The sequence below is a fragment of the Prolixibacter sp. SD074 genome, from assembly GCF_009617895.1.
Lineage (GTDB): Bacteria > Bacteroidota > Bacteroidia > Bacteroidales > Prolixibacteraceae > Prolixibacter.
On sequence record NZ_BLAW01000001.1, the window covers coordinates 3,577,244 to 3,588,741 of the forward strand.

Sequence of the window (11,498 nt, forward strand, 5' to 3'; positions counted from 1 at the left end):
GACATTTAAAAAAGGATATATATACCATGGAAATCCCAAGCAAGTACAATCCTGTAGAAATTGAAGACAAGTGGTACCAGTACTGGATGGAACAAGGTTTTTTCCATTCGGAGCCCGACGACCGGGAACCTTACACCATCGTCATCCCGCCGCCTAACGTGACGGGCGTGCTGCACATGGGCCACATGCTGAACAATACGATACAGGATATCCTGGTGCGCCGTGCGCGGATGCAGGGATATAACGCTTGCTGGGTGCCGGGTACCGACCACGCCTCCATCGCTACGGAAGCGAAGGTGGTAGGCAAATTGCGCGAAGAGGGCATCAGGAAGGATGACCTCACCCGCGACGCCTTTCTCGAACATGCCTGGGAGTGGACACACAAACATGGTGGTATAATCCTCGAGCAGTTGAAAAAACTGGGTGCATCCTGCGACTGGGAGCGTACGGCTTTCACCATGGACGAAAAACGTTCTAAGTCGGTTATCAAGGTATTTGTCGATCTCTACAACAAAGGCTACATCTACCGCGGTGTGCGAATGGTCAACTGGGATCCGGCTGCTAAAACTGCCCTTTCCGACGAAGAGGTAATCCACAAGGAAGAGCAATCGAAACTCTATTACGTTCGCTATAAAATCGAAGAGGCCCCTGGCGAGTTTGTCACGGTAGCGACCACCCGTCCCGAAACCATTTTGGGCGATACGGCGGTGTGTGTGAACCCGAACGATGGCCGCTTCAGGCACCTGGTCGGAAAACGCGTGTTGGTGCCGCTGGTGAACCGTAGTGTACCGATTATTCAGGATGAATATGTGGATATGGAATTTGGTACCGGTTGCCTGAAGATTACGCCGGCCCACGATGTAAATGACTACGAAATCGGGTTGCGCCACAACCTCGAAGTAATTGATACTTTCAACGACGACGGTACGCTGAGCAAAGAAGCCGGCTTCCTGGTAGGAGTTGACCGCTTTGAAGCGCGGAAGCAGATTATCCCGTTACTGAAAGAGGCCGGTAACCTGGTAAAGGTGGAAGACTACACCAACAAGGTAGGTTACTCCGAGCGCACCGATGTGGTGATTGAACCGAAACTCTCAGCACAGTGGTTCCTGAAAATGGAAGAGCTGGCTAAACCGGCACTGGATGCTGTGGAGAATGACGATGTGCAGTTCTTCCCGCCCAAGTTCAAAAACCTGTACCGTCACTGGATGGGAAACATCAAGGACTGGTGTATCTCGCGCCAGTTGTGGTGGGGACACCGCATCCCGGTGTATTACCTGGCCGATGACAGCTTTGTGGTGGCGGAGACCGATGAGAAGGCATTGCAACTGGCCCGCGAAACCACTGGTCGCATGGATTTGACCATGGACGACCTGCACCAGGACGAGGATGTGCTCGACACCTGGGCTTCGTCGTGGCTTTGGCCGATTGCCGTATTCGACGGTATCAACGACCCCGATAACAATGAGATTAATTACTATTATCCGACCAACGATTTGGTGACCGCCCCGGAAATTATCTTCTTTTGGGTAGCGCGGATGATCATTGCCGGGTACGAATATCGCGGGACGTTCCCGTTCAAGAATGTATATTTCACCGGTATCGTGCGCGACAAGCTGCGCCGCAAGATGTCGAAGTCGCTGGGGAACTCGCCCGACCCGTTGGAACTGATAACCAGGTACGGCGCCGACGGTGTACGCGTAGGCATGTTGCTCTGTTCGCCGGCCGGAAACGACATTTTGTTTGATGAGTCGTTGACCGGGCAGGGAAGGAACTTCAGCTCGAAAATCTGGAATTCCTTCCGCCTGGTACATGGCTGGAAAGTAGATGCGTCATTGCCACAGCCTCAGCATGCGCACCTGGGCCTTAACTGGTTCAACGCCCGCCTGAACGAAGTAATTGCCACCATGGACGATCATTTCAGCAAATACCGCCTGAGCGATGCGCTGATGACCATCTACACGGCTATGCGCGACGACTTCTCGGGTTGGTTGCTCGAAATAGTGAAACCGGCGTACCAGCAACCTATCGACAAGCAGACGTATGACGAATTGGTCTCGCTGTTCGACAAGATGCTGCGCCTGTTGCACCCGTTCATGCCGTTTATCACGGAAGAAATCTGGCAGCTGTTGGGCGAGCGAAAAGAAGGTGAGTCCATCATGATGGCGGCCTGGCCAACTGTTTCCAAAGCCAATGCTTCGCTGGTGGAACTGTTCACCAACGTTGAAGATGCGGTGACCGGTATCCGTAACGTCCGCAAGGAAAAGAATATTGCCAACAAGGACGCGCTCCATGTAGCGGTGTTGCCGGGCGAAAAAGGATATTCACCGGTGTTCGATGCGGTGCTCCGGAAAATGGGGAACCTCAGTGAGCTGGAAGTGGTGAATGAGAAAGTGGACGGCGCGTTGTCGTTCCGCGTGAAATCGACCGAATATTATGTTCCGTTGGGCGACCTGGTGGATGAGGAAGAGGAGATAGCCAAAATTGAGGAAGAGCTGAAATACACCCGCGGGTTCCTCACTTCGGTGATGAAGAAGTTGGGCAACGAGCGCTTTGTAAACAGCGCCCCCGAGCAGGTGGTCGCCACCGAACGTAAAAAGCAGGCCGACGCCGAGGAGAAAATCAAACTCCTGGAAGAACGCCTTGCTACGTTAAAATAGCAATCTTTACCTCGTCCAGGGTATAGCTTTCCAAAAACCTGACGGGCCTTAGAGGCTTGTCAGGTTTTTTGTCTTTACATCCTTATCCGGATTCCTCGAGACGCTGAAGTGGCTCTGTTTTTTTGACAATGATAATTAGTCGTTTTCAGTCTTACACCCCTAAATCCCCTGAAGGGGACTTAACCACTTCGATTTTGGGCACAGTAGGCCAGACGCGTCTGGTGTACCTATTAACCGTTCAATTAAGACACTATCAAAACAAGCATCCACTGTCCTCAAAGCCCCTTCAGGGGTTTTGGGTGTGAAGTTTCTTTTGTCTTTCTATACAAATCTCCTCAAGCTTCTCGAGTACCTGGTTAAGGTTATTCAAGACATCTTGATTCGTGAAGCGTACCACTTTGAGTCCCCATCGTTCTAATTCTGCTTCTCTTCCGATATCATATGATTTATTCGTTTGAGACAAATGAATTCCTCCATCGATTTCAACAATCAGTTTCAGGGGGTGACAATAGAAATCAGCAATAAATATATTGATAGGGTGTTGCGGTCTGAATCGTAGGTTAAGCAATTTCTTCTCTTTAAGGCACTCCCACAGTTTTAATTCTGCCTCGGTCATGTTCTCTCGTAACCGTTTCGCTCTTTCAAATATGATAGGGGGAGCATTATAAAACAAGGAGACTTTGTTGCTGATACCCATTGCGAAATGATTTAGTTAGTTTGCTTTCGGTTTTACACCCCTAATCCCCTGACGGGGACTAAAACGCTTCGATTTAAGGTGCTGCAAGTTCGTTTGTTTAGGTTTCGTATCAACCAACAAAAGCACTGTTGAAACATCTACTCACTGTCCTAAAGCCCCTTCAGGGGTTTGGGGTGTCTCCTTCCCGATGCTCACCAGGCTGCTGTATACGAAGTTTTTCATGGTAAATGTCGTTAAATGTCTAAATCATTTAAATCGTCGTTTTGAGAATCTCTTTTATTTAATTCGTCTTTTCTTTCTGCAATTAAGTCAGTTATCTTATTTACGAGGGTTGTATCATTGAAATTTTCTACCTCATCATTAATAACTTGAATCATTTTCTTAATTGATGGAATGACTCTTTCTGCCCAATCCTTGACGTCTTTTTTTACCTCTTCGCTTAACTCTTTTCTCGCATAATCAGTGTGATAGTAAATTGTAAAGCTTCTGTCTGTTACGCTCGCATATATTTTTTCATGAACTGAATCTGTTTTTGGTTTCACGCTAAGCAGTTCATTATTTCCTGATTTTATTTTGAAAGTATAAAAAACTCGAGCCCGAGGGTAATATCTTCCTCTTTGAACATCATAACTAGCGGGAAAACTGTCCCCAGAAACTTCTATGAGGTCTACGCCAACATTTCTATCCTCAAAATCCACATCTAATTTTTTCATCCTTAGTGGTTCTGTAACTTCTGTTACAAGAGCTTCGAGCTCCTCATTGAGAATACGATATTCAAATATATCAGCAACTCGATGAAAAGCATTCATCAAAACTAATGCAAAAGCATCTTCAATTCTTTTTTCGTTAAAAAGTTTTATCATCGTTATAAATATTAATTTACGTTTATTTCTTCTCAAATTATCTTTCCCATATTATACTCAGTACGGTATTATAATCCTTAGTGACGATTGCATATTCAAAATATTCATCTAGCTCATCATCACTACCAGTTTCAAACCATGTTGATTTATAAATCGACTGAGCAGACCCTTCTTTTTTATAGATAGTTCCATCATTAAAAAATTCCATGGCAACAGAATCTTCTGGTGGATGCAACTTGGTAATATCCTTGACTTTTCTATAGAAATTCTCTGAGTTCTTCCAATATATTACCCTTTTGTCTTTACAATAGAACAGGAATATTGGATGTTGTCCAAGTTCCAGATATCTAAATGCAGCAGAAGTTATACTTGTCTGAAAATGGTCAGCAATGTTCCGGAGTAGATCGGGAGAAAATGGTTTTCCTTGCGTGTATTCCACAAAGTATTTACTTGGCATTAATAGTTCTGTTGCAAACTGATTAGCCTCATATTCCTGTCCGCCATTTTTGAAATAATCCAGTGTTAGAGCATTGTCCTCAAGGTGAGTATCTACATTATGATGCATCGCAAAATGCCCAAGCTCATGCGCTAATGTAAATCTGCGCCTACCCAAATATTTAATGTCTGAATTAATAGTGATTTTGGTTTTTGATTTGCCAAAAACAATTCGACCATCTGAATTTGAGATTTTCTTCTCTTCAAGAATTATATCTCTTGCATGAATTAGTTCTTCAATAGAAAAGTCGTCTGGCTTTTCTATTCCAAACTCGGACAACATTCTGCGTGCAGTAACTGCTCCTTTATTTATCGGCATCTTCTAGTTTATCTAAGTCTTCAATTATTTCAATTACATCTAAATCGCTTAAAAGCTCTTTTAAATCGTCTTTATCAAGCTTCTCGATATTTCTGAATTGAAATTGCGGTGATTGAGTACGAATTAATCCTTCCAACCCCTCTTTCAATTTGTCACTTGCAGATGCAATAATGCTTTGAACCTTTTGTAAGGCTATTTCAAGCATTTCTTCGTTCTTTGTCTTATTTAATTGAGCAAGAGATTTCATCTTTAATCGCTTGATCATATTCAGCTTGTCTTTCAGATATTCGTCTTTCGAAACACCTAATTCTTCGTAAACTGATTCATTATCTGATTCAAAAGCTTCAATGGATAACTCGACAAATTCATCAATTTTAGCAGCTCTTTTTTTCATTTCACCAGTTTTTTTTGGTTTCTATATAACTCGTAACTCTTCTCGTCATCTTCTTTTGAAGTGCATAAAGCTTCTTCTTGTCAAATCCGAGAGCTTTAACCATCTCGTCAAAAGACCTACATTCGTCTAAAGCCATTACATATAGCTGTAAATCTTCGTCATCTTTTGAGCATTCGTCTAAAGCATTACGGAATAGTTTGTAATTTTCGTCATCATGATCTTCATCATCAACTTCAAGCTCAGGTTTGCGAATTTCTTCAAAAGCCTTCTTTGTTTTCTGCGATACTTTATACTTGTCTACATTCGTTGACATTAAGCTCCATACGATTTTTTTCAACTGGTCAAGAAGAGAATACTTTTCAAACTGCCACTGCCACTCCAGGCTAAATAATTTTCCAATGGCTTCGCCTATGTAATAGTTAATGGGATCGATTCCCAAATACTGTTCGGAGTGAGCTCCGAATATTGTCCTTCCTTTAAGTTTAAAGTGGACATATACCGTAAGTTTATCAACGACATCTACCCATTCTTTTTCAGGTATTGCATGTAGTCGTTTAAGGATTTCACTGTCACTATCCATATTTATCGTTTTTCAATAGTTAATTACCGGGAATGATGTTTTTTCGTCACTGACGAAAATTTTTCTTCTCCGGTAAGTAAAGGGTGTAATCAATTTAAAATTTATAGTTATGAGTAAGACTTCAACAAGAGTTCGAGATGCAGGTACAGGGAAATTTGTACCGAGCAAAGAAGCCGCTAAGAGACCGGCTACAACAGTTACAGAGAAAATCAAAGTCGGTCCGACCCAAAAGCGCAATTAATAACCATTTAAATTCTGAAGTATGCACACTACAGGTGAAAAGCCCGGAAAGGGTCGCTACAAATGCGTAAGACGTGGAGAGGTAATCAAATTGGATGACAATTCTGATACCCTTCCACCATGTCCAAAATGTAATGGTACAAAATGGACAAAAGTTGGCTAATCGAAAGGGATGCATCTTTTTAGATTCAGCCTTTTTCATTCTTTTATTGACTGAATACATTGAGTTGATGCTTGATGTATTCAGTCAATTTCGAGACTAGCATCATAATATCCTTTTGCATAGGCTGCATAGGGACTTTTGTGTCTGACGACCTTGGCCTGACTTTCCGGAAGCTTTGCTAGGTCAATATTTCGTAAAGGTTCTCTTGCCAATCCATCTTGGTAACCTAATTCATAAGCACATCCGGCGCATTTGTGCCTACCGATTCCTCCCTGATCTTCAGGGAGATCCGAAAACTGTTTATCATTACGATGTTCTTTCTTACAAATGTGATTGTCCATTTTGTGTTAGTATTTAGTTCGTTTTCATAGATTTTATATTATCCATCACCTCCTCCGCCCCAAGTTCCCCAACCATCCCGATTTCCTTCCCCGCCCACGCACCACCTTACTCCGTTGCCGCTCAACTGTACCGGGGGCATGCAGTAAATTAGTGCGTCATCGGGGTGAATTTCCTCGTCGGCGCGATAAATCACCCCGTTGTCGCGGTGAATTAAACCGTCAGTGCGGTAAAAGACCCCGCCGACGCCGTAAATCACCCCGTCGAGGGGGTACAGGGACGGGGTAAACGGGGTTGTCCGACGGGGTAAACGGGGTTATCGGACCCCCCAAAGGCGCCTGTTGAAACCTTTTATACAAGCGGGATGGATGAATTTCAATGAACAAAAAACCCTGCCAGATTATCAAAACCTGGCAGGGTTGTGTTGGTAGGCCATTATTCAGCTTCTTCGTCCTTTTCATCCGATTCGGAATGCGTGAAGTACTGCTTCAGGTCATTATAGATAGGGATGGCGCTGGGCTCCTTCTCCTGTGCATGGTATCGCACCGAACGGTAAAATGCCAGGGCGGCCTGGTAGTTGTCGTGGTCGAGCATAATCTTGATGTCGGTCAGTTTTCGCTTGATGTCGGCCAGGGTTAATAGAAATGACTCGTGGGTGGCACGGGTTTCATAATCGTTGTTGAATTCCGTTTCGTCCAGCTTTGCCGGCTTAAACTGCGGGAATTGCTGCATATAGGCCTTCGCCTTGTTAATGACCAGTTTGTTTTGATCGGCTACCGAACCGAACTTCCGGCGCTCCTCGTTGGTTAATACCGGTGCTTTGGCATCAATCACTGCGAGAATAGCCTGCAATCCCTGGTTGATGGCATCCGTCTCCTCGGGCGAATAGACCACCTTAATTAGATCGTCGTTTGGCATTTTGTGTTGATTTTTATTTTAAATTATAAGTACATGGATTTTCCATGATTTTTTGTTCGTATATTTTATCAATCGCGGTCAAATGATGTATTGAATGAGTGCTGATTTTATCTATCGATATCCCTAAGTTAACTTATGCTAACCAAAATGCAAAAAAAAATAGATGAAAAACAGGCTTTGAAGATGGAGGTGGTAACAAATCGTAACTTACATTCACCATGGAATTTGAACCATTCGGCATATAAAATTGAACGTTCAGTTGAAATTTCGTTAGTCAATATGTTATACAGCAGGAGTGGCAGTTATAAATTGTAAGCAATAAACAATGAGCAATTAGAAATGAAAAATGAACAATGAGAAGAATGATGGGATTAGCAAGACATAGGTAGGGGCACGATACATCGTGACCGGTTTCGCATAAGCGTTTATGTGCCGTGTTGTGGCCCGACCTCAGCCTGAAGGGCTGAAAAGCAACAGCCCGGGGTAAGAAACCGGGAGGTTTCGCCACTCCGGGACAGGATGTTGCGACGAACCCAAGGCGCACATTCCAGCCATGATTGAAACAGAAACGTTCCTGCGCCGCACGGGCAAACGGCGATTAAAAACAGCTTCTATTTTCTACCTCAACTCTCTTGCGGTCGAAACAACCACCTGTTTCAATCAAAGCCATCGCGCGACCGCTGGCTGCTTCAATCAATGCATCTAACCCGGGGCGTTGCCACCGGGCTGAATTAAATTGGGCTTTCAGCCCGGATGGGGTCGCACTCCTTTTTGTTGTGATGACTTCTAACAATATGTCATCCCGCCGGGGTGATTTGGGCTAAGGCTTCCTGTTAATAGCACAAGCAAATTCGCAACTCGCGGTCCTTTACCCCTACTCCGAAGTATCGGAGCCCTGAAGGGGACTTAATCGCTTCGATGAAGGCTGCAAATTATCAACAACTGATAATCCCATCAACTTTAATGCCTTACAGCTAAATGCTTCCACTGCCCTCAAAGCCCCTTCAGGGGTTTGGGTATTTTTATTCGGACAGGATCGCATCTTCTTTCCGTCGTGTTTCTTTCTAACAATATGCAAACCCTCTGGATTTGGCTGTCGCCCTAACGCTGACAACGTCGTCATGGACAACTTTCAGAAAAGTCCCTGACAGGGTTTCGAACCCTGTCAGGGATGGCGCACTCCGAAAACAATTCCCCCCAATTACTGTTTGTTTGGAAAAACCATATTCATTAACCGGAAAAACATGTATCAAACGGCAAATCTGTACCTGTCACCCGACATGAAGATGGCAGAGGTTGTGCTCAACAACCCGTATCTCATGTTGTTGCTCGAACACTTTGGCATCAGTGCGCCGTTGCAGGAGAAGACCATTCGGGAAATCTGCGACGAGCACAAGCTACATCCCGAGGTTTTCCTCACGTTTGCACACCTTTACAACGGAGTGGATTACAAACCGTCCGGGCGGTTTACCTACCGGGAAGTACGGTCCATCATCAATTACCTGAATAACAGCCATAGCTATTACCTGGTTGAAATTTATCCCAACATCCTGAAACTGATTCAGGAGATGTTTCAGGATAAGAGCCAGCCGGAACAGGCGATGGTGGAGAAGTTTTTTAATAACTATTTCAATGAGGTGCGTGAACATCTCGATTACGAGAACGAAACGGTTTTTCCGTACATCACCAGGTTGTACCAGAAAATCGAAGAACGCGGACATGTGAACCTGCCCGATACATATTCGGTGGCCGATTACCAGGAGCATCACGACGACATCGAGGAGAAGCTTACCGATCTGACGAACCTGTTGGTGAAATATCTTCCCAATAATGATGAGCCGCAGGTACGACGGAAATTACTGTTTACGCTGTTCGAACTCGATTACGATTTGACCATTCATTCCAAAATTGAAGATCAGATACTCATCCCGTTAGTACAACAGATGGAGAACTATTTAAGCCGCAAGACGACGTGAATTCAACTTCCTATATCAATGTTCTGATTGTCGAACCTTCATCAATTATCTACGAAGGGTTCAACTGCATTTTATCGGGAGGAGGCCTTCGGTTGCGGATGTACCGTGCCGAAAATTTCGATGCCATCGAGCAATGCATTCTCAGCAAGAAGGTCAATGTGGCGATTGTCAACCCATTGTATGTGCAGAATAACGAAAAAGGGTTCCACTCGCTTCGTGCCAGCTATCCGGCTACCAGTTGGGTGGCGCTGGTATATGCCTTTTTCGACCAACGGTTGATTTCGCTTTTTGATGGCAGTATCTCCATATCCGATTCGCCCGAATCGGTTATTCAGTTGGTAAAACAAAATGCCAGTACCGGAAACAGGGAAACCGCTAACGAAGAAGTTCTCAGTGAACGCGAAACTGATGTATTGAAATTACTGGCCACCGGACTAACCAACAAAGAAATTGCTGAAAAACTCAATATCAGCATCAACACCGTGATTACCCACCGGAAGAACATCACCCAGAAAACCGGCATCAAATCGGTATCGGGCCTCACCATCTACGCCGTGGTGAAAAAACTCGTTTCGCTCGACTATCTTTCCGAATAGGCTCATTATATGTGGTGACCTGAGGCCGGGATATCCTTATAAGTAGGTATTCCACGGGCGGCTTGTGCCTGGTATTTTTGTATTGTTGATTTAAAATACCGGATAAAGATGAGTTTACGGTGGCGTACGTTCCTGTTATCGAATTGCATTTTTTGTTTTCCGTTTACCGGAATAGCAAAAGAAGTGGAACGCAAAAGAGAGGAAGTATTTAAATTGGAAGCGAATTACACCGCTGATAACACATATAATTTTAACGGAGGCATCGAAAGTGGCTATGCCTACCTGGGCATGGCGCAGTTTTGCCTGGAATTCGATACTGAAAAAAACGGATGGTGGGACGGCGGGACTTTTTATCTGCATGCGACTTCTACGCACGGCGATTCTCCTTCGGCTGAGTTGATTGGCGATGTTCAGGTAGCCTCGAACATTGAAGCGGGCAATCATACTTTTTTCCAGGAATTCTGGTTTTCGCAGAAGTTAGGACAATTTGAAATAACTGCCGGATTACAGGACCTGAACGTAGAGTACGCCAATACCCAATATGCCGGCGAATACCTGAACAGCTCGTTTGGAATTCCACCAACCATTTCGTGTAACCTGCCAGCTCCCATTTTTCCGCTGACGGCAGTTGGAGCATCGGTCAAATGGTCGGCCAATGATAAGTTTACAATAATGGCCGCTTTGTACGAAGGTTGTTCCACCGGCTTCGATGCCAATCCCCATAACCTGAAATGGAACCTGGACAACAAGGAAGGCTTGCTTGCCATTTCGGAAGTGCAGTTACCGGTTACCCTGTCGGGAGATTTGGACGGAACCTGCAAGATGGGATTCTATCGTTATTTCCCTTCTTCCGGAAACGGAAATAGCCCGGCACAGCAATCGAAAAGCATTGGCTACTACTTCCTGGGCGACCAAACGATTTACCAGGTGGAAGGGCATAACCGTTCGCTGGGATTCTTCACGCAACTGGGGATAGCCCCAACGAAGGACAACCCGGTGTCGTTTTACATCGGTGCCGGAATCAACTACTACGGGGTTTTCGATAAGGATGGCGACGATGTGTTGGGACTGGCTATCGCTCATGCGCACATGGGTGTCATCATGCTGGACGAAACCGCCATTGAATTGACTTATAAATGCAATGTAACCAATAATATATACCTGCAACCCGATTTTCAGTATATCGTACATCCGGACGGAACCGGTACAGAGCTGCCGGCAGCGAAAGTTGGGTTACTCAGGCTGGGAATTACTTTTTAAG

At 44.8% G+C, this 11,498-nt stretch carries 13 protein-coding genes; 5 read left to right on the top strand and 8 right to left on the bottom strand.

Features of this window, described 5'->3' with window-relative positions:
- Window positions 1-26: 26 nt before the first annotated feature.
- Complete coding sequence (locus tag GJU82_RS15325) at window positions 27-2,657, top strand: valine--tRNA ligase (protein WP_153632954.1); 2,631 nt, start codon at window positions 27-29, stop codon at window positions 2,655-2,657.
- Between the two features lie 286 nt (window positions 2,658-2,943).
- Here GJU82_RS15325 and GJU82_RS15330 read toward each other — a convergent pair whose 3' ends face one another.
- From GJU82_RS15330 to GJU82_RS15350, 5 genes are all read right to left on the bottom strand, one after another.
- Window positions 2,944-3,354 carry an endonuclease domain-containing protein gene (locus GJU82_RS15330; RefSeq protein ID WP_153632955.1) on the bottom strand — a complete coding sequence of 137 codons (411 nt, stop codon included), beginning with the start codon at window positions 3,352-3,354 and terminating at the stop codon, window positions 2,944-2,946.
- A gap of 233 nt (window positions 3,355-3,587) precedes the next feature.
- A complete protein-coding gene (locus GJU82_RS15335) occupies window positions 3,588-4,217 on the bottom strand; it encodes a hypothetical protein (protein WP_153632956.1) in 630 nt (209 codons plus the stop codon).
- 37 nt (window positions 4,218-4,254) lie between these two features.
- Window positions 4,255-5,031, bottom strand: a complete 777-nt coding sequence (locus tag GJU82_RS15340) for an ImmA/IrrE family metallo-endopeptidase (protein WP_153632957.1) — start codon at window positions 5,029-5,031, stop codon at window positions 4,255-4,257.
- On the bottom strand, window positions 5,018-5,425 hold the full coding sequence (locus GJU82_RS15345) for a hypothetical protein (RefSeq protein ID WP_153632958.1): 408 nt from the start codon (window positions 5,423-5,425) through the stop codon (window positions 5,018-5,020). Before GJU82_RS15345 ends, GJU82_RS15340 begins: the two co-directional genes overlap by 14 nt.
- A 1-nt stretch (window position 5,426) precedes the next feature.
- Window positions 5,427-6,005 carry a hypothetical protein gene (locus GJU82_RS15350; RefSeq protein ID WP_153632959.1) on the bottom strand — a complete coding sequence of 193 codons (579 nt, stop codon included), beginning with the start codon at window positions 6,003-6,005 and terminating at the stop codon, window positions 5,427-5,429.
- Window positions 6,006-6,267: 262 nt separating this feature from the next.
- Between GJU82_RS15350 and GJU82_RS17995 the strand changes: the two genes are divergently transcribed.
- Window positions 6,268-6,408, top strand: coding sequence for a hypothetical protein (locus GJU82_RS17995; protein ID WP_373921441.1), 141 nt, complete (start codon window positions 6,268-6,270; stop codon window positions 6,406-6,408).
- Between the two features lie 80 nt (window positions 6,409-6,488).
- Here GJU82_RS17995 and GJU82_RS15355 read toward each other — a convergent pair whose 3' ends face one another.
- From GJU82_RS15355 to GJU82_RS15360, 3 genes are all read right to left on the bottom strand, one after another.
- The gene (locus GJU82_RS15355; protein WP_153632960.1) at window positions 6,489-6,749 is read right to left on the bottom strand and encodes a hypothetical protein; all 261 of its coding nucleotides are present in this window, start codon (window positions 6,747-6,749) and stop codon (window positions 6,489-6,491) included.
- Window positions 6,750-6,787: 38 nt separating this feature from the next.
- Entirely contained in the window at window positions 6,788-7,006 is a 219-nt protein-coding gene (locus GJU82_RS17215) for a hypothetical protein (protein ID WP_194831075.1), read from the bottom strand.
- Between the two features lie 176 nt (window positions 7,007-7,182).
- Entirely contained in the window at window positions 7,183-7,665 is a 483-nt protein-coding gene (locus tag GJU82_RS15360; protein ID WP_153632961.1) for a hypothetical protein, read from the bottom strand.
- Window positions 7,666-8,909: 1,244 nt separating this feature from the next.
- Between GJU82_RS15360 and GJU82_RS15365 the strand changes: the two genes are divergently transcribed.
- From GJU82_RS15365 to GJU82_RS15375, 3 genes are all read left to right on the top strand, one after another.
- Entirely contained in the window at window positions 8,910-9,641 is a 732-nt protein-coding gene (locus tag GJU82_RS15365) for a hemerythrin domain-containing protein (RefSeq protein WP_153632962.1), read from the top strand.
- Window positions 9,638-10,237, top strand: a complete 600-nt coding sequence (locus tag GJU82_RS15370; protein ID WP_153632963.1) for a response regulator transcription factor — start codon at window positions 9,638-9,640, stop codon at window positions 10,235-10,237. Before GJU82_RS15365 ends, GJU82_RS15370 begins: the two co-directional genes overlap by 4 nt.
- A 108-nt stretch (window positions 10,238-10,345) precedes the next feature.
- Window positions 10,346-11,497 carry a carbohydrate porin gene (locus GJU82_RS15375; protein WP_153632964.1) on the top strand — a complete coding sequence of 384 codons (1,152 nt, stop codon included), beginning with the start codon at window positions 10,346-10,348 and terminating at the stop codon, window positions 11,495-11,497.
- The last annotated feature ends 1 nt before the right edge of the window (window position 11,498 follow it).